General features: G+C 48.1%; 17 protein-coding genes. 12 read left to right on the forward strand and 5 right to left on the reverse strand.

The features are described from left to right. Window positions 1–4: 4 nt before the first annotated feature. Window positions 5–1,207, reverse strand: a complete 1,203-nt coding sequence (gene srmB, locus BM334_RS07670) for an ATP-dependent RNA helicase SrmB (RefSeq protein WP_092840364.1) — start codon at window positions 1,205–1,207, stop codon at window positions 5–7. Window positions 1,208–1,254: 47 nt separating this feature from the next. Here srmB and BM334_RS07675 point away from each other — a divergent pair, with 47 nt between their 5' ends. Further along, the gene (locus tag BM334_RS07675; RefSeq protein WP_092840368.1) at window positions 1,255–1,980 is read left to right on the forward strand and encodes a tRNA1(Val) (adenine(37)-N6)-methyltransferase; all 726 of its coding nucleotides are present in this window, start codon (window positions 1,255–1,257) and stop codon (window positions 1,978–1,980) included. 2 nt (window positions 1,981–1,982) lie between these two features. On the opposite strand, the gene BM334_RS07680 is transcribed toward BM334_RS07675, so the two are convergent. The 3 genes from BM334_RS07680 to BM334_RS07690 are packed head-to-tail and all read right to left on the reverse strand — an operon-like array spanning window position 1,983 to window position 6,314. Then, window positions 1,983–3,656 (reverse strand): DUF8614 domain-containing protein, encoded by a 1,674-nt coding sequence (locus tag BM334_RS07680; RefSeq protein WP_092840371.1) that lies wholly within the window; start codon window positions 3,654–3,656, stop codon window positions 1,983–1,985. A gap of 17 nt (window positions 3,657–3,673) precedes the next feature. Continuing rightward, window positions 3,674–4,573 (reverse strand): recombination-associated protein RdgC, encoded by a 900-nt coding sequence (gene rdgC, locus BM334_RS07685; RefSeq protein WP_092840374.1) that lies wholly within the window; start codon window positions 4,571–4,573, stop codon window positions 3,674–3,676. Between the two features lie 10 nt (window positions 4,574–4,583). After that, window positions 4,584–6,314 carry a sensor histidine kinase gene (locus BM334_RS07690; protein WP_092840377.1) on the reverse strand — a complete coding sequence of 577 codons (1,731 nt, stop codon included), beginning with the start codon at window positions 6,312–6,314 and terminating at the stop codon, window positions 4,584–4,586. Window positions 6,315–6,448: 134 nt separating this feature from the next. Between BM334_RS07690 and BM334_RS07695 the strand changes: the two genes are divergently transcribed. The 9 genes from BM334_RS07695 (at window position 6,449) to BM334_RS07735 (ending at window position 14,869) form a co-directional block, all read left to right on the forward strand. Further along, entirely contained in the window at window positions 6,449–7,711 is a 1,263-nt protein-coding gene (locus BM334_RS07695; protein WP_092840380.1) for a mechanosensitive ion channel family protein, read from the forward strand. 81 nt (window positions 7,712–7,792) lie between these two features. Continuing rightward, a complete protein-coding gene (locus tag BM334_RS07700; RefSeq protein WP_092840383.1) occupies window positions 7,793–8,581 on the forward strand; it encodes a DUF3450 domain-containing protein in 789 nt (262 codons plus the stop codon). 2 nt (window positions 8,582–8,583) lie between these two features. Beyond that, window positions 8,584–9,951 (forward strand): MotA/TolQ/ExbB proton channel family protein, encoded by a 1,368-nt coding sequence (locus BM334_RS07705; RefSeq protein WP_092840387.1) that lies wholly within the window; start codon window positions 8,584–8,586, stop codon window positions 9,949–9,951. A gap of 8 nt (window positions 9,952–9,959) precedes the next feature. Continuing rightward, the gene (locus BM334_RS07710; RefSeq protein ID WP_420849456.1) at window positions 9,960–10,505 is read left to right on the forward strand and encodes a MotA/TolQ/ExbB proton channel family protein; all 546 of its coding nucleotides are present in this window, start codon (window positions 9,960–9,962) and stop codon (window positions 10,503–10,505) included. Window positions 10,506–10,517: 12 nt separating this feature from the next. Next, entirely contained in the window at window positions 10,518–10,925 is a 408-nt protein-coding gene (locus BM334_RS07715; RefSeq protein ID WP_055439561.1) for an ExbD/TolR family protein, read from the forward strand. Window positions 10,926–10,927: 2 nt separating this feature from the next. After that, a complete protein-coding gene (locus tag BM334_RS07720; protein WP_092840390.1) occupies window positions 10,928–11,536 on the forward strand; it encodes an energy transducer TonB in 609 nt (202 codons plus the stop codon). A gap of 10 nt (window positions 11,537–11,546) precedes the next feature. Continuing rightward, window positions 11,547–12,818 (forward strand): tetratricopeptide repeat protein, encoded by a 1,272-nt coding sequence (locus BM334_RS07725; protein ID WP_092840393.1) that lies wholly within the window; start codon window positions 11,547–11,549, stop codon window positions 12,816–12,818. Between the two features lie 137 nt (window positions 12,819–12,955). After that, window positions 12,956–13,900, forward strand: a complete 945-nt coding sequence (locus BM334_RS07730) for a porin (RefSeq protein ID WP_092840396.1) — start codon at window positions 12,956–12,958, stop codon at window positions 13,898–13,900. A 42-nt stretch (window positions 13,901–13,942) separates the two neighbouring features. Further along, a complete protein-coding gene (locus BM334_RS07735; RefSeq protein ID WP_092840399.1) occupies window positions 13,943–14,869 on the forward strand; it encodes an AEC family transporter in 927 nt (308 codons plus the stop codon). Here the strand turns inward: BM334_RS07735 and xseA are convergent. Continuing rightward, the gene (xseA, locus tag BM334_RS07740; RefSeq protein WP_092840402.1) at window positions 14,847–16,172 is read right to left on the reverse strand and encodes an exodeoxyribonuclease VII large subunit; all 1,326 of its coding nucleotides are present in this window, start codon (window positions 16,170–16,172) and stop codon (window positions 14,847–14,849) included. The genes BM334_RS07735 and xseA overlap by 23 nt on opposite strands. 98 nt (window positions 16,173–16,270) lie before the next feature. Between xseA and guaB the strand changes: the two genes are divergently transcribed. Together guaB and guaA are read left to right on the forward strand one after the other, a co-directional pair. Further along, complete coding sequence (guaB, locus tag BM334_RS07745) at window positions 16,271–17,740, forward strand: IMP dehydrogenase (RefSeq protein WP_092840406.1); 1,470 nt, start codon at window positions 16,271–16,273, stop codon at window positions 17,738–17,740. Window positions 17,741–17,746: 6 nt separating this feature from the next. Continuing rightward, complete coding sequence (gene guaA, locus BM334_RS07750) at window positions 17,747–19,321, forward strand: glutamine-hydrolyzing GMP synthase (protein WP_092840409.1); 1,575 nt, start codon at window positions 17,747–17,749, stop codon at window positions 19,319–19,321. The last annotated feature ends 31 nt before the right edge of the window (window positions 19,322–19,352 follow it).

Consider the following 19,352-nt stretch of genomic DNA (forward strand, 5'->3'; position numbering starts at 1 on the left):
CGAACTACTTCGACTTTTTCTTCTTGGCTTTCTTTTTCTTTGATTTACCTGGTGTTGGAAACTTAAACTGCGGGCGCAAATCGTCAACAACGCGACGTTCAATTTTTGTTTTTGTATAACGCTCAATACGGCCTAGTAACTCAGCATCATGGGCCTCTACCAAAGCAATAGCTTGTCCGGTTTTGCCTGCGCGACCAGTACGACCTATGCGGTGCAAGTACACATCAGCTTGCTTCGGCATGTCATAGTTGACCACCAGCTCTATATCCTCAATATCAATGCCACGGGCGGCAACGTCGGTGGCAATTAATGTGCTGTCGGAAAACTTTTCCATGCGCGCAATAATGCGCTGGCGGTCAGCTTGTGGCATATCGCCACGCAAGGTCATGGTTTTGATGCCAGCAGATTGTAGTTTGCTTGCCAGTTCTTCAACGCGTTCACGGGTACGCACGAAAATAACCCGGCGGCCAGGGTACTGGCCGAGCAGGCGCTCAAGCAACTTAAATTTATGCTCGGCCGTGTCTGCTTGGTACCAGCGTTGCAAAATTTTGCCGCGTTCACGCTTTGGCGGCTCAATCGTGATAGCTTGCGGCTCTTTTTGAATGTCGGCCGAGAAGCGTTGCACACCGGTGCTATCAAGCGTGGCAGAGAACAGCAAAGTTTGCTGCAAATTGCGAGCTTCGTTGACTAATTGCTTCACCGCGCTACTAAAGCCCATATCAAGCATGCGGTCGGCTTCATCAATAATCAGCCATTCTACTTTTTCTAGTTCGTATTGGTCTGCGCCAATAAGATCGAGCAAGCGCCCCGGCGTTGCCACTAAAATATCATGGTTAGCTTGCAAGGCTTCGTGCTGTGAGCCGTAATTCACACCGCCAGTAATGAGCACGGTTTTCAGCTCTGTCGTTTCGCCAAAAGCATCGGCTTGCTCAGCAATTTGCTGGGCTAACTCACGGGTTGGCGCTAAAATAAGCACGCGTGCTGAGCCCGGGTGCCGGCGCGGAAAATCCAATAAATGCTGAAGCGCCGGCAATAAAAACGCTAGGGTTTTGCCGGTACCTGTTGGTGAGTTGACTAATAAGTCATGGCCTTCAAGCGCTGCTGGAATAACTGCTTGCTGTACTTTAGCGGGTTTGTTAAGTTCCGCTGCGCGAAGAACATCGATAAGTTCGTCATCGAGTTCAAGTTGTTCCCAATCGGGTGTCATGCTTATTTCCTGTTTAAAATACACTGTCACAAAAGGACAAATAGCCTATGGGCTTTCAATGTCGGCAATTTTACCTGAAAGATGATCGTTGTGCGATGAAAGTTAGCACCGACAGTTTGTTGCTTGGCGGCTGGGTGCGCACTGCGGGGGTAAACTATGCTGCTGACTTTGGTTGTGGCTGCGGTATTTTGGCGTTAATGCTAGCGCAACGCACCGATGCCAATGCCCGCATTGATGCCTATGAATATGACGCGGCAGCGACACAACAAGCGACTGAAAATGTGCATAACTCGCCTTGGCCAGACAAAGTGAGCGTGCAACAAACCGATGTATTGACCTTTGCAGATCCCAGTTACCGCTATGACTTGGTGATCATGAATCCGCCATACTTTGCCGCGCACTTAAGCAGTGCCAACAGTCAACGGCAATTAGCTCGGCAGGGCGCGGAACAAGAAATATGGCAGCCCTGGCTGGCACGTGCGGCGCAGTTACTCGCGCCTCATGGTCGTATTGCCTTGGTTGCTCCACAGCAGGCGCTAGCAAGAATCATTGACGCCACGCACTCCATTCAAACGCCGTTAGCGATTATTCGACGTTGTAACGTACGCAGTGTGCCACAGCGCCCCCCTTACTTGGTGCTACTTGAATTAACCAGACAAGGTTGTGAACAAGAATTGGAGCTTGAAGAGCTAACTATACGAGAAGAGAACAAATACACCGATGCATTTTTGCAATACACCGGTGCATTTTATCTAAAGGGTACGGGTAATTAAGCTTATATACCTAGTACGTCTTTACCTTGGCGGAAGGTAATATCGACTGGAATATCGGCTGCTGATAGGCGGTCTAGGTCGGCCTGTAACTCAGGGCCAATATTACCCATGGTGTCAAATAACTCGCCTACGCCTTGATAGTCGCCATCGCCTTGCAGAGTCAGAATTTTCTCTGACAGGCTATTCATGGCGGCGCGCATGGCGTCCATATTCACTGAGTATTGGCCTGCTTCATTGCGTGAAAACGCACCGGCTTGTTCAAAATAGTTGAAGCGAATCATATTCGCTTTACCGTGTGCGCTAGAAGCGCCAAAGCGCACTGAACGGAAAATACCGGCCAAGAAAGTGGTGTAGTAATCTTCCAATACGCCCTCAGTAATAACGCCAGCTTCAAGCAATTGGGTAACCATGTACAAACCTAAAATATCGGCTTTGCCTTCTTCCAACGCAGAAGCATGCTCTTTCAGCGCCTCACGCACGGTGCCTTCTTTACCAACTAGGTTTTTAATACCTAAGCCGTGAGCCACTTCGTGGAACATGGTGTTGGCAAAAAACGCATCAAAGGTAATGTGTTGGCGTTGTTCCGGCACAATCAGCTCATTGGCAATGGGGACCAAAATGGCATCAAACTTGGCGCGCATCGCATTTTTCAGCTGTAAGCGACGAGTCCCTTTTTGCAACTGCACTTCTTCATCGTTAGGCAGGTTAATCGCGATGGTTTTACTACCGGCGTTTGAGTGCCCTGCGTAATAAACCACATCATAGGCGTTTAACTGTGCGCCCGAGCCAGGCACTTCGGCTTTATAGGCATCGGCAACCGGCAAGTTGCGCTGCAATTCAGGCAGATGTTGAGCGTACATGGCTAGCTTCTCGCTCCACGCCATGTCTTTGATAAGCACATATGACTCGAATGCTGCTCGGTAGCCGTAAAGTTGATCTTCATAACTTTCAATAGGCCCAATAACCACGTCGATTTCGTTGTTGGTCATGTCCATCCAAGCAAAGTCAGAAGGCTGATATTGGTTACTTAAAAAGGCGTCTGCGCGCATGGTTAAGTAATTTTTAAAACCTTCGTCTTCGGCAAATTCAGCAGCTTCACGCAGCAGAGCAGCAGCGCGCTCAAGCTCACTCCGGTACGCTTCGTTGTATGGAATTGCGTAAAGCTCGCCTTGGTCGTTACGACGCACTAATGTGTATAAATCAATCTTGCCCGGGAACTCAGCGGCCTCAAATTCGGCTTTCGTCATGTCAGCCGGGTAAAAGTTAGCCCCAGCCGGCTTGGCGTCGAAACCTGTTAAGAACGGCTTATTGTTGTTTAAGCGGTCCCAAGGGCCGTAGTTAATATCAGCAAATTTAACCACGCGCTGGTCTTCAATACGACTTAACAAGCTCGATTTACTGGCGCCATAAGCTTGATGCCAGAACAAGTTGTCCATGATCTCAGAGGCTTCAATCAGTAACTCTACAACGTGCCGCTGACGGTCGGATAAGTGGCTTAGATCAGCAGTTAAATCAACTGGATAATAAATATCTAAGCGAGACTCAGCACTAGCGACCAAATTAGTTGGTGCCATCTCCACCTGAGCTGACTCAACCGGGGCTGGCTCTTGGCCACAGCCAGCCAGAATAAGGCTAAGTGCAGCAGCAGACAGCGTTGTTTTTAATGTGTTGTTCATGAGTAGTCCTTATCGTTCTAATTTGACTCGGTAAACAAACCAACAAGTTGCGGATAAAACGCGTGAATTTCGCCGGCAAGTAGGGCGAAATCAGCATCAATTTTTTGTTCCGGTGTAGCATCGACCAGCTTGTCTTGATCATCCAACAGAATATCAGTGGGTTTAAAGCGCTTTACCGCTAAGTCGTGCTCAAGTACAAACGAAACGCGTTCGTTCCAGTTTAGTCCTATTTTGGTGGCTTGTTTACCATGTGCTAAGTGCGTTTCTATTTCAGTGCCTGTCAATGCATGTTGACGCAAACGCACGATGCCGCCGTCTTCGGCACCGTCACGCAACTCAACTTCGTCACCCAACTCAAACTGCCCTGGGGCGCGGCCGGCTTTTAGCCATTGAGTAAAATACAATTCGGATGGGTTTTCGCTAAATAACGGCTTAACCGGTAGTGAACTGAAACTACTGCGTAGCATGCCTAAAAAGTCTTCGGCGCGATTGGCTGCTGAGGCGTCAACCACGACAATGTTTAATTCGGTGTCTAGCATGCCCCAAGTTGAACGAAAGCGGGTGAACGCTTGCGGCATCAGACGGTGCACAATGTCTTCTTTTAAATTTTGTTTTTCTTTGCCGCCGACTTTGCGACCTTGCTCGGCTTCAATTTGCAAAACGGCCTCGTCAAGCTCTGCGTTAACCACGGCGGCTGGTAGTACCTTCTCTTCTTTTCGTGCACAAAACAAATAGCTCGAGCCAACTTGGTGCGATAGCAATTCGCTGTGTGCACCAAACGGTGACGCCCAACCAAAGCTTGCCAGCTCTTGGCGGCCGCAAGGGCGAAAAGCGTTATCTTGTAGACGTTGTTCAATATTTTCAGGTACGACAAAATCTTCTGCCAGCGTATAAATACGCAAGTTTTTAAACCACATGAAAAATTCCCTAAATAAATGTGACGGCCAGAGCCATACGATAGGTCAGGCCTTGACCAGGTTCACTGTGTGCGTCAATGGTGCCGTTCAGTGTTTGGGTCACCAAATTGCGAATGATATGGGTGCCTAGGCCACTGCCACCTTGTTGCACTTTGGTGGTAAAGAATGGGTCGAATAACTGCTCTAATTGCTTTTTATCTAAGCCTTTACCGTTGTCTGAATAAGTAATCAATAGTTGGTTATCTTCACGCTCTACAGTAATCTTAATTTCACCATCTTGCTTGTTTTCAAAGCCATGAATCAATGAGTTAATGATTAAGTTTGTGAAAATTTGCGCTACTGCACCGGCCGGACAACGTACATCTAAGTCGTCCGCGCAAATCACCTCAATGTTGGGTTTCAGTGGCTTAAAGCGTGGTTTTAAGGTTTGAATAACCCCCTGAATATACTGTTTGATATTAATATCGCGCACGGCTTCTGAGGTTTGATCAACCGCCACTTGTTTAAAGCTACTAATCAGGTCAGACGCACGCGCTAAATTGCTTTCTAACAAGTCGAGCGACTCTTTGCTTAATTTAAATACTTTTTTCAATTGGGCTTGGGTGAGCTTCTTAGTGCTTAGTGCTTGCTCGGCGTCGGCGAGTTGATCACGAATATAAGTTGCTGCGGTAACCGAAATACCTATTGGTGTGTTTACATCATGGGTCATACCGGCTACTAAACCACCTAATGAAGCCATTTTTTCTGATTCAATCAATTGATCTTGTGCCCGCTCGAGCGCACTCAAAGACTCCTGCAAGCGGGTATTGATGTCACGCAAGTCGGACTCAATGAGGCGCCGCTGACGAACCTCATTTTCTAATGAACCCTGGCGCACCTCTAAGTCATTTTTCTGCCGCTCAATATCCACCAAAACGCGGCTTAAACTACTGGTTTTACGAGCCACTTCTTGCTCAAGAATATTATTGTGTTCATCAAGCTTTTGGTTGGCATGTAATAATTGTTTTTGCGTTTTTTCAAGGTTCTGCTGGTACTCTTTTAAGTTCTCGACAAGCTGGTTGTAAGCCTGTTCAAGCAACACAAACTCGGTGCTTCTGAGGTTGCGTAAATGTAATTTGGAGTGTTCTAAGTCGTCTAATCGAAAGTTCTTTATTTGCCCGATAAGATCACGCATGGGTCTGTTTAGCATGCGATGAAAAGCAAAACTAAACAGCATGATCAAAAACGTGCTTTTAATAATCGCTGAGCCAATAATGAAATATAAACTGACTTTAATACGTTCAATGGCAATATCGCGGGTTGTATACAGAGTTACGTCGCCGACCTGAGTAGAATTACCTGAGAATTCAAAAACTAATTTCGCGTAATAACCGAAAACGCCTTCGCGTTCGGGTAATTCGTAGCTGTCTGCGGCAACTGAAGGAAAGGTTCGTAATGGTGGTGTACGCCCAAGTTGACTGACAATGCGCCCAGTATCATCGCGAATCACCAAGCCGGCAATAGCCGGTATGTTAATCAGCCCGTCGGCAATAGCGTCAATTTGGGGGGTATTATATTCCCACAGCGAGCGGGCTAGGGAATGGCTAAAGGTACTTTGCTGGTTGTTGAGCTCTTGCACCAACATTTTTTTGGTATCGTAGTATTCACCGACCACCTGCACTGACGTCACTACCAGTGTCAATACGAAGTACACTGAAAGTACATTAGTAAGCAGCGATTTTGAAATACTCGACGTTGCCATGCGGGGTCCTTGAAAGCTTTCAAACAAGGTACTGGAATTTAGCGCGTTGCGCAATATTTACGGCGTTGTGAATAGTGCATAATTCCGCTATGTTAAAAGCCGCGTTGGGCAAAATATGGAAACCAAAGACACCTATGCAAGAGCAATTTGAACAGTGGCAGAAATTGCTGTCAGAACACCCCGATATGGACACTATCGTCAAGCTTGCGTTGTTATTGTTAGGCGCGTGGATAGCTAATTTTGTGGTCAAGAAAATTCTCATGCGGGGGGTGTTAACGGTTATTTCGTACACGCCAGCAGGGCATGATAAGCAATTATTTGAGCGCAACATTATTGCGCGCTTAGCAAATGTCGTTCCTGCGTTAGTGATTACCTATGGCGTTAGCTCGGTACCCAACTTACCGGAAGAAGTTGTGGTGGTGGTAAACAACGTATGTACAGCATTTATTATTCTCACCATCGGTCGTGCCATTAGCGGCGTTTTAACCGTGGTCAATACCGTATACGAACGTCAACCCGATGCGCATGAGAAGCCTATTAAGGGTTATATTCAAGTTGTAAAAATTGCAATTTATGCGGTCGCCACCATTTTGGTGGTGGCAGCGCTTATTGATAAGTCGCCGGTGATTTTGTTGTCAGGCTTAGGCGCTATGGCAGCGGTGCTCATGTTGGTGTTTCAAGACACGCTGCTGTCGTTGGTGGCAAGCGTGCAGATTACCTCCAATGACATTATTCGTGTTGGTGACTGGGTTGAAATGCCTAACCTAAGTGTTGACGGCGATGTAATTGATATCGCATTACACACCGTCAAAGTGCAAAACTGGGATAAAACCATCTCGACAATTCCGACCAAACGCTTTATTTCTGACCCATTTAAAAATTGGCGGGGCATGCAAGAATCGGGCGGGCGCCGAGTAAAGCGTAGTCTTATGCTTGATCAAAATAGTGTGCACTTTTTGTCTGATGACGAACGCGAGAAACTCAATCGGTTTCGTTTGCTTAAAGACTATCTCGCGAGCAAACAAAAAGAAATAGACGAGTGGAATCAAAAATTAAAAGATGAAGGAAAAGAGCCGGTAAATACCCGCCGTATTAGTAATATTGGTACCTTTCGGGCTTATGTACGTGCGTATCTGCAAAGTCACCCCCGCGTACATCAAGAAATGACGCTGATGGTGCGTCAATTGAACCCCACGGCGGACGGCTTACCATTAGAAATATATTGCTTTACGGCGACCACAGAATGGGTTGAGTACGAAGGCATTCAGTCAGATATTTTTGACCATCTTATTTCCATACTTCCAGAGTTCGGGCTGCGTGTTTTCCAGCATCCAAGCGGGGTGGATATGCGTGAAATGGTCACACAAATCAAACAAAACCGTCATATTGACACATAACTGACATCTTTCAGTCACCAAGCTGTCACATAACTGCAGTATCTTGCGCATCAACATTCATTAGATGCGCAAGGTATTGTTATGAAGCATTCCTTAATTTCTTCGGTAGTTCTAATCGCGCTCTGCAGCGCGCCGCTTTTCTCTCATTCGCTTGCTGCGCAAGAAACCTCATTAGAGCCTGTTGTTGATGCGGCAAATAAAATCAATAGCGCGGCTAAATCATCACAGCTAACCGTTGAGAAAATTGCTGACTTAACCCAAGAGCGAATTCAGCAGTACAAACAAATAACTCGCCAAATTCAAGGCCTAGAGGTTTATACCCAGCAGTTGCAAAAGCAAATCAATGCTCAGGTTGCAGAAAAAGACGAGCTGAACGCGTCGATTGATGAAGTGAGTGTTGTTGAACGTCAAATTACCCCACTGATGCTGCGCATGATTGACAGCCTAGATAAGTTTGTTCAGCTAGATGTGCCGTTTCTACCCGAAGAGCGCACTGAACGCGTAGCTAATTTGCGAGAGTTGATGGACCGCGCCGACGTAGATGTGTCAGAGAAGTTTCGCCGGGTTATGGAAGCGTTTCAGATAGAGGCTGATTACGGCCGTAACATTGAAGCCTATAACGGTGAAATGACAGTGGCTGGGCAACCGCAAGACGTTGAGTTCTTGCGGATGGGGCGCACGGTACTGCTCTACAAAACTCGTGATGGCTCGAGCATGGGCGTGTGGAATCAACAACAACGTGAATGGCAAGCTTTAGATTCAAGTTACGCCAGCAATGTCCAAGAGGCAATTCGTGTGGCGCGTAAACAGTTAGCGCCAGATTTGCTCATGTTGCCAGTATTCACCTCAACCTCTAGCACCGGAGAATAACCATGTTAAAGCAACTTTTAACCAGTATTTCAGCTGTTGCCTTGTTGCTAGTGGGGTCAAGCGCAAATGCAGCTATGCAAGAACCAATTAACTTGGACCAGCTACTGCAACAGTTACAACAAGGTCAGTTTGAGCAAACGGAAGAAAATAAACAGCGTGAGGCGCGCTTTCGCGCAGAAGCAAATGAGCAAGCGCGTATTTTGCGAGACACTATTGCCGAACGTGATCGTTTAGAAAAGCTCAGTGAAACCTTGGAAACGCAATTTGAGAGAAACGAAATTGAACTGGCGGAAGTCACCGACACCTTAACTCAGCGCATGGGTTCGTTACGAGAGTTGCTCGGCGTGCTGCAGCAAGTTGCTGGCGACACCAGCAGCAAACTGCAAACATCGTTTGTATCGGTCGAATATCCGGGCCGTAGCGAGCAGTTAAGTGCGCTAGCGCAAAAAATGGGTAGCAGTTCAAAACTAGCGTCAATTGCTGAAATTGAATCGGTTTGGTTGGCGTTACTGCAAGAAATGACTGAGTCGGGCAAGGTAAGCAAGTTCAACACCGAAGTGACTTTGGCAAACGGCGAAAAAGCCAATACGCAAGTAACTCGGGTCGGCACCTTTAACATGGTTGCTGATGGTCGTTATTTGGAATTAGTGCCGGGTACAGATACCGTTGCTGAGTTAATTCGTCAGCCCAGCGGCCGCTATTTAGATACAGTAAGCGCACTAGAAAATGCCGATAGCAACCCAGTTAAATTTGCCATGGACCCAACCGGTGGCTCAATTCTTGGTCTACTGGTACAAGCGCCTGACTTAGGCGAACGTATCGATCAAGGTGGTACCGTGGGGTACATCATTTTGGCCTTGGGAGCGATTGGACTCATCATCGCGTTAGAACGCTTTATTACGCTGACGCTTATGGGTGGTAAAGTGAAACGTCAAATGAAGCAAGACCAGCCAAACGACAACAACCCGTTAGGTCGCGTTATGGCCGTGCAGCGCAAGTACCCAGACGTTGATACCGAAACGCTGGAACTGAAACTTAGCGAAGCGATTTTGCGCGAAGTTCCCAAAATTCAACGTAACTTAACCTTTATTAAAATTATTTCGGTGGTTGCCCCGCTCATGGGTCTGTTAGGTACAGTAACTGGCATGATTAATACCTTCCAAGCCATCACGTTATTTGGTACCGGCGACCCGAAACTCATGGCCGGTGGTATTTCACAAGCTTTGGTGACCACGGTACTTGGTTTGGTGGTCGCTATTCCTATGACCCTATTGTTTGCCACGCTAAATACGCGTAGCCGCCATATTGTTCATATTTTGCAAGAACAAGCCTCGGGCATTATTGCGGAGCGCTCTGAGCGGAGTCACTAATTATGTTTCTGCTTGAATTCAGCAATGCCATTCAAGACTTCATCGAAACCGGCGGCAATGTGCTGCTGGTTATCGGGGTGCTCATATTTGTCATGTGGCTGATGATTCTTGAGCGGATTTTTTATTACCTGCGTGGTCATCGCCAAGCAACCAAAGCGGCGTTAACTAGCTGGAATAATCGCAGCGATAAATCGTCATGGCAAGCCGAGCAAATACGTGGCGCAATGATCTCGCGTGTGTCCTTAGCGTTAGGCGGTAACCTGCCTATTTTGCAAGCCATGGTGGCCTTGTGCCCGTTGTTAGGCCTGATGGGTACCGTTACCGGCATGATTGAAGTGTTTGACGTCATGGCCGTAGCCGGCACCGGAAACGCTCGCTCTATGGCGGCGGGGGTTTCTAAAGCAACTATTCCAACCATGGCAGGTATGGTCGGAGCCTTGTCAGGTGTGTTTGCCACCACCTGGTTACAACGCACCGCGAAACGTGAGCGGTTGAAATTAGAAGACCGTTTGTTACTCGATCATTCAGGCGAGCAACAGCTTGCTAAATCATAAAGGTAAAGCGCGATGAAACAGCATTTTGCAAATTTAGTTGACGAAGAAGAAGCGCAAATTGACATGACCCCCATGTTAGATGTGGTGTTCATTATGTTGATTTTCTTTATTGTCACCGCGTCTTTTGTGAAAGAGTCAGGTATTGACGTGAACCGCCCAGAAGCTGCCACCGCTGTGCAAAAAGACCGCGCCAATATTTTGGTTGCCATTAGCGATAGTGGCGAAATTTGGATTAACAAACGCCAAGTGGACGCGCGCGCTGTACAAGCCAACATTGAGCGTTTGTATGCCGAAAACCCGCAGGGTTCGGTGGTTATTCAAGCCGACAAAAAAGCCACCACAGAAACGCTGATTAAAGTGATGGACGCGGCTCGTGCGGCTGGTGTGTTTGATGTCTCAATTGCAACGCAAGAAGACTAGTTATGAAACGTTTATTGCTCGCACTAATTGTCGCGTTTGCCATTACCGCAGGGCTGTTTTATTTAATGCAGTCACTTATTGCGGGGGGCGAAGGGGCCATGTCTGAGCCGCCCAAGGGCAGCGTTCTTGATTTTGTACGGGTGAAACCTGAGGAAGTCGTTCAACAAAAAGAACGCAAGCCCCAGCGCCCACCAGAGCCTGAACAGCCGCCACCGGATATGCCGCAGCCACAAATGCAGAATGATGTTGCTGAGGCCGATGCTGCCGGGTTCGACTTTTCTGCCGAGGTGCAGGCCGATACCAGCCTTTCCGGAGGTATAGGCTTGGACACCAGTGACGGCGAATATTTACCGATTGTGAAAGTTCAGGCGGTCTATCCTCGGCGCGCGTTACAGCGTGGCATTGAAGGTTATGTGGTGGTTGGTTTCACCGTGACCAAACAAGGCACGGTGCGAAACCCGTATGTTATTGAAGCTCAGCCAGAAAATATTTTTGATCAAGCAGCCATGGACGCGGTATTGAAATTTAAATACAAACCTCGGGTCGTGAACGGTGAGCCGGTTGAAGTAGAAGGTGTACAAAACCGTTTAACCTTTGCGATTGACGGTTAGGAGAACAATCATGCGTTACTTACTTATTGGTGTAGCAGTGCTATCTATTTTCATGTCGAGCCCTACTGTTGGTGCTGAGCGCAAAAAGACACCTGCTTTGCGCGAGCAAGTGTATAGTCAGCTGGCTCGCGCGCAGCAACTTGCTGATGATGGTGACGTGAAAGCCGGGTTGGACGTACTCGCCAACGTTGAGGGCAAGCTAAGTAGCATGAATAGCTATGAACGCGCGATGCTGTGGAATTTTTACGCCTACATGTTTTATGGCCAAGACAATATTGCCAAAGCCATTGAGTATTTTGCCAAGGTGGTTGATGAAGAGGCTATTCCTGAGGCGCTTGAGCAAAATACCTTGTTTAGTTTAGCGCAGTTGTCCCTAGGCCAAGGCGAGTTTGAGCAGGCGATAGTGTTTTTAACGCGTTGGGAACAGCTCACCCCAGCTGACCAGCAACAAAAGGCCTGGGTTTTGAAGGCTCAAGCGTTGTATCAAAAAGGTGACTATCAAGCGGCATTGCCATCCATATCAAAAGCCATAGACGCGGTGGCCGCGCAGCAAAAAATTCCAGAAGAAAACTGGCTGGTATTGCAGCGAGCCATTTATTTTGAACTTGGGCAAACGGCTAAGGTTGCGAACGTGCTTGAAGACATGGTGCGTTATTACAATAAGCCAGAGTATTGGGTGCAGTTGGCTAGTGTTTACGGGCAGCTTGGCCAAGAAAACAAACAGTTGGCTATGCTTGAAACTGCTTTTCAGCAAGGTTTTTTAACCAAAGGCCAAGACTTGCTCAACTTAGCACAAACGTACTTCTTTAATGATTTGCCATACAAAGCAGGGCAAGTGATGGAAAAAGCCCTAACTACCAAAGCAGTTGAAAGCAATTTACGTAACTATAAACTGCTGGCGCAAGCCTGGGTTGCTGCTCGGGAAACTGATAAAGCGAACTTGGCGTTACAGCAGGCATCTGCACTTAGCAATGATGGTGAGTTTGACGCGCAACGTGCCACACTGTTATTAAACGCTGAACGGAATCAAGAAGCTCTTGTGGCTGCCAAAGCCGCGCTGGATAAAGGCGGGCTGAAGCAACCAGGAGCCATGTATTTGGTGATTGGTATGGCGGAGCTTAACTTGGAGAACTTCAATGCAGCTTTGCAAGCCTTTGCCAACGCGAAAAGTTATGAGGACGCCAAACAGTCTGCTAGCCAATGGGAACGTTATGCTAAAGCAGAGCAAGAGCAGCAGTCACGTTTACAAGAGCTGCGAGCTGACATGCAATCGTCATCTTAATGACATGTAAAAGCCATAAAACAATCAAAAAACTGACATATAGTCATGAAACTGTCACATTTCTGACATAACATACACGCCCATACTAAAGTGTGTACTACACTTTGCGAGTTTCCTTTACTTTAGTGGGGCAAGTTATGAACACCAAATTGACTGTGGCAGCAGTAGCGATAGCGGCAACTTTGTTTTCAGCGACAACATCTGCGCAAGACGAATCGGAATTATTCGATTTTTACGGCAAGATTAGTGTTGGCGTGCAGTTCAGCGATCTTGACGACGGCACCGACAACGATCGCGAGCTTGAATCTTACGCTTCCCGCTTTGGCGTAAAAGGCAGCAGTAACCTCGATGGGGGCTTAGAAGTCATCTACCAACTGGAGTGGGAAGTCGATGTTGCCGACCTTGGTGGGTCAGACAATATTAAGTCTCGTAATCAGTTTGTAGGTTTGCGCGGTAACTTTGGTGAAGTGACTGTTGGCCGTCGCGATACAGCATTGAAACTATTGCAAAGTGGATTTGACCCGTTTTCTAACTATGAAGGTGACATGAAACACATCTTCGCGGGTAAAAACCGTACAAAAAATACCATTAGTTATTTCTCACCTAAGTTTGATGAATTCCAACTTGCCGCTAGTTACGTTTTCTCTGAGGACGACTTGGTTGATGACGGTGTCTCAATGACCGCTACTTATGGCGATAAAAGCATGAAGAGCACTGTCTTCTACGCTGGCGTAGGTGTTGATGACAGTGTTAATGGCAAAGATATTGTTCGTGCTGTGGTTATGACTAAAGTAGGCTCCACAAAACTTGGCTTATTGTACCAAGACCAAGAAAACGTGGATGGCACTGGTCAAGCTGACGGCTTTGTGGCGAACGCGGTGCAACCGTGGAACGACTTTACCTTCAAGCTGCAATACCAAATGATGGAATTTTCGAATGGTGATGAAAGTTCGTTAGCAGCAGGCGTTGATTACAAGTTAGGTAAAAACACCAAGCTTTTCAGCTGGTACACTGGCCGCGACTTGGATAACGTCGACGCACAGCAACGTTACGTCGCAGTCGGTATCGAACATAAGTTCTAAGCAAGGTACACTAAGGCCATCTTTAAAACGGAAGTGTTATTGATGGCTAACTTCATATTTATTGCCGGATACGTCGTTATTGGATTACTGCTACAACGCAGCCGGCAATTTCCCCAAAACACCGGGCAAATTCTGAATGCTTACGTGATCTACGTGGCTTTGCCGGCTGTTGTGTTGCAAAAAATTCCGAGCCTGACCTTTGGCAAAGAACTGCTATACCCAGCATTAATGCCTTGGCTATTACTAGCGCTGACGGTACCGGTGTTATTGGCGTTAAGCAAATGGCTTAAGTGGTCGCGCTTAACCACGGGAGCCATGCTTATTGTGGTTCCACTGGGCAATACCTCGTTTGTTGGCTTTCCTATGGTCGAGGCGTTTTTTGGACCACAGGGCATACCCTACGCGCTGCTATATGACCAACTAGGCTCTTTTTTTATTTTGTCTATTTACGCCACCATTATTGCGGCAGTATACAGTCATGAGCCTGGCGCTGAAGCAAAACGGCCAAGCGCTGGGGCTATCGCGTTGCGAATTGCTAAGTTTCCGCCCTTTGTGGCACTGGTTGTTGCGTTATTACTGCGCGGTATTGAGTATCCTGCGGTGCTGAGCCAGTTTGTTGATTCCTTAGCGATTACGTTAGTGCCGGTGATTATGGTCGCCGTGGGTTATCAGCTGAAATTTCGTTTACCACAAGAAGACAGAGGCCCTTTGTATTGGGCGCTCGGGTTAAAGTTGGTGGCAACGCCCGTAGTGGCATTGGCGCTGTTATATAGCTTTGGTTTAGAACAACTGGCGGTGCAAGTAACCATTATGGAAGCAGCGATGCCGGCCATGATTTCTGCCGGCGCTCTGGCCATTATGGCAGGGTTAGCACCGACGCTCTCGGCCGCCATTGTGGGGTATGGCGTGTTACTGTGCTTTGTAACACTGCCATTGTGGTACGCGTTTATTCAGTTTTTGCTGCCGTAAAATCACCTTCAGCAACTTTAATTTGAAACGACTCACCAGCGGCCAACTGTTTAGGGTTGCGCACCACGGCACCGTCGTTTTTACGCACCACGGCATAACCACGCTCAATGGTTTGTAATGGGCTGACCATGTGCAACCCTTGGGTGAGCGCTTGAAATTGTTGACGCTGTTGCTTCAATAATTGCTGCATCGCCAACTGTAGCCGCTGTTGCAGCTGCTGCTGTTGTTGTTGCAAAGGCGCCAAACGACGTTCAGGGTGAACCGTTTGCAAACGGTTCGACAGCTGTAGCTGAGCGCGCTGCTGTTGTTGCAGTGCCCGCTGCACGCTTTGCTGCGCGCGCATGCTTAACTCATCAAGGCGCTGACCGTTTTGTTGTAACTGTCGTTGTGGATGTTGTTGTTGCAAGCGGACAGTGAAATGCTGCTGTTGTTGCTGGTGCTGACGAAAAAAGCGCGCCCAGGCTTGCTCAACGCGATGGCTTAAATGACTAATTCGGTGCAGGGTTTCGCGCTGGTCGCGACTAACAAGTTCAGCTGCAGCCGATGGGGTTGGCGCGCGTACATCAGCGACAAAGTCACAAATGGTAAAATCAACTTCATGGCCGACCGCCGAAATTGTTGGAATAGGGCAACTATGCAGTGCATAAGCTAATTGCTCGTCGTTGAAACACCATAAATCTTCCAATGAACCGCCGCCGCGCGCCATAATCAGAACATCAACTTCGTTGCGCGCAATGGCACGTTGTAACATGTGTAGTAGTTCGCCGGTAGCCGCTTGGCCTTGCACGGCGCTCGGGTAAATCACCACCTCGATACTGGGGTCGCGGCGCTGCAATACGGCTAAAATGTCGCGCACAGCAGCGCCTGTGGGCGAGGTAATCACCCCAACTTTTTTGATCGACTCAGGTAGCGGCTGCTTATGCGCGGGGTCGAACAGCCCTTCGGCCTGTAACTTGGCTTTCAGTTGTTCGTATTTTTGCTGCAGCAAACCAGCACCAGCGTCTTCCATATGCTCAATAATGAGCTGGTAGTCGCCGCGTGGTTCGTAAACGGTCAGTTTGGCTCGCACCAACACTTGCATACCGTGCTGGGGCCTAATTCGTACCCGCTGATTGGCATTGCGAAACATGGCTGCGCGAATTTGTGCACGCTCATCTTTCAGAGTGAAATACCAGTGGCCCGAGCTTGGTGCCGCGAAGTTTGAAATTTCGCCAACCAGCCAAACCGAGCCGAAACCTTGCTCAAGTACTTGTCGTACCTCGGTGTTTAATCCATAAACGGTAAAAATATGGGGCTGCTGCATGCGAAAACCTCGTGGTATAGTTGAAAAAACAGTTTACTGAAAAGCCGTTTGCGAGTAAAATCTGCCCGCAACATTAAGTCAGCCAGTGAGATGTTGCCATGCTACGAATTGCTCAAGAAGCCCTTACCTTTGACGACGTTTTACTCGTCCCCGGTCATTCAACTGTTTTACCCCATACTGCCGATTTGCGCACGCGCTTAACTCGCGGAATTGAACTCAATATTCCGATGGTTTCTGCAGCCATGGACACGGTTACCGAAGCAGCATTAGCAATTGCCCTCGCACAGGAAGGCGGGCTTGGTTTTGTGCATAAAAACATGACCATCGCCGAACAGGCCGCGCACGTTCGCAAAGTGAAAAAATACGAAAGTGGTATGGTGTCAGATCCTATCACCGTTAGCCCAGACACGACCTTAGGTGAAATTCGTGCGTTAGCCGTGGAACATGGCTTTCATGGTTTTCCAGTGGTCGAGAAGTCAGGTGAGTTGGTCGGCATTATTACTGGCCGTGACACGCGAGCAGAGCGTGACGACAAGCGTTTGGTTAGCTCCATCATGACCGCCAAAGAAAAATTAGTCACCGTAAAAGAAAACGCCAAGAGCGAAGAAATTCTTAACTTAATGCACCAACATCGCATTGAAAAAATCTTGGTGGTTGATGATGCGTTTCATCTACGCGGCATGATTACCCTCAAAGATTTCACCAAAGCCGAAAATAAACCAAATGCTTGTAAAGACGAACTTGGCCGTTTGCGCGTCGGTGCTGCCGTGGGTGTCGGCCCAGGCACTGAAGAGCGGGTTGAAGCTCTCGTTGAAGCGGGTGTTGACGTCTTGTTGATTGATACCTCACACGGCCATTCGCAAGGCGTGATTGACCGTGTTACTTGGGCCCGTAAAACCTATCCAGACCTTCAAATTATTGCCGGTAACGTTGCCACCGGTGCTGGCGCCAAAGCACTCGCCGATGCCGGCGTTGATGCGGTAAAGGTAGGCATTGGCCCAGGCTCAATTTGTACTACGCGTATTGTTACCGGTTGCGGTGTGCCGCAAATTACCGCCATTAGCGACGCTGTGGATGCGCTAAAAGGTACAAACATTCCAGTGATCGCTGACGGTGGAATCCGCTTCTCGGGTGATATCGCCAAAGCGATTGCCGCTGGAGCAGACTGCGTAATGGTTGGCAGTATGCTGGCCGGTACCGAAGAGTCGCCAGGTGAAGTTGAGTTGTATCAAGGTCGCTACTACAAGTCATACCGCGGTATGGGCAGCATTGGCGCCATGAATCAGCGCCACGGTTCGTCAGATCGTTATTTTCAAGCGTCCAATGAAGCGGAAAAATTAGTGCCAGAGGGAATTGAAGGCCGAGTGGCTTATAAGGGCCCAATCGCAACCATTATTCACCAGCAAATGGGCGGTTTACGCTCAGCTATGGGGTTAACAGGCTGTGCCACCATTAAAGAAATGCGTACTAAACCACAGTTTGTCAAAGTAACCGCTGCGGGTATGGGCGAATCGCACGTGCACGATGTGCAAATCACCAAAGAAGCTCCAAACTATCGAATGGGTTAAGCCAACATGCAAGATATTCATGCACATCGTATATTGATTTTAGATTTTGGTTCGCAATACACGCAATTAATTGCGCGCCGCATTCGCGAGCTTGGGGTGTATTGTGAGTTATGGGCGTGGGACGTTAGCGCCGACGATATCAAAAACTTTAAGCCAAACGGCATTATTTTGTCAGGCGGCCCTGAGTCGGTTACTGAAGCAAATTCACCACGGGCACCCGAATATGTCTTTGAAGCCGGTGTGCCGGTGTTCGGTATTTGCTACGGCATGCAAACCATGGCCGAGCAACTGGGTGGTAAAGTTCAAGGCTCACTAGAGCGCGAGTTTGGCTATGCGCAAGTTGAGCGCATTGCACCTTGCCCATTGTTTCATCACATTGAAGACAGCGTGCACGATAACGGTAATCCGTTGCTTGACGTGTGGATGAGCCACGGCGATAAAGTTATTGAGGCGCCTGAAGGTTTCGACATTGTCGCACAAACCCCAACCTGCCCAATTGCCGCTATGGCCGACGATAAGCGCGACTTCTATGGCGTGCAGTTCCACCCTGAAGTAACCCATACGCGTCAAGGCATGCGTATGTTAGAGCACTTTGTCGTGGAAATTTGCGAATGTGAACGTAACTGGACACCTGCTCACATTATTGATGACGCAGTTGCTCGTATTCGTGAGCAAGTGGGAAATAACAAAGTTGTGCTGGGGTTATCTGGCGGCGTGGACAGTTCCGTAACCGCGATGTTGTTACACCGCGCCATTGGCGAACAGCTTACCTGCGTATTTGTTGATAACGGCTTATTGCGTTGGCAAGAAGCTGAGCAAGTGATGGAAATGTTCGGCGACCACTATGGTTTGAATATTGTTCATGTCGACGCTGAAAACCGTTTTCTTGATGCCTTAGCTGGCGAGCAAGACCCAGAAGCCAAGCGCAAAATTATTGGCCGCGTATTTATTGAAATATTCGACGAGCAAGCAAGCCGTATTAAAGACGTGTCGTTCTTAGCGCAGGGCACTATTTATCCCGACGTTATTGAATCGGCAGGCTCTAAAACCGGCAAAGCGCATGTGATTAAATCGCACCACAACGTTGGTGGCCTGCCAGAAGACATGAAGCTAAGTCTGGTTGAGCCTTTGCGAGAATTGTTCAAAGATGAAGTGCGTAAAATTGGCCTCGAGTTAGGCTTGCCGTATGACATGCTATATCGCCACCCATTCCCAGGCCCAGGCCTTGGTGTGAGGGTATTGGCTGAAGTAAAAAAAGAATACTGCGACTTACTGCGCCGTGCCGATCATATTTTTATCAGCGAGCTACGTCATGCCGGTATTTACCATGATGTTAGCCAAGCGTTTGCGGTATTTTTGCCGGTTCGCTCGGTAGGCGTTATGGGTGATGCGCGTAAATATGATTGGGTGATTGCGCTGCGTGCAGTTGAAACCATTGATTTTATGACAGCCCGTTGGGCACATTTGCCGTATGAGCTACTCGAAAAAGTATCGAACCGTATTATCAACGAAATCGATGGCATTTCGCGGGTTGTGTACGATATTTCGGGTAAGCCACCTGCCACCATTGAATGGGAATAACGCGTGCTGCGCTGGTTGGTAAGCTTTTTAG

It is taken from the genome of Pseudidiomarina donghaiensis, assembly GCF_900116895.1.
Taxonomy (GTDB): Bacteria; Pseudomonadota; Gammaproteobacteria; order Enterobacterales; family Alteromonadaceae; genus Pseudidiomarina; species Pseudidiomarina donghaiensis.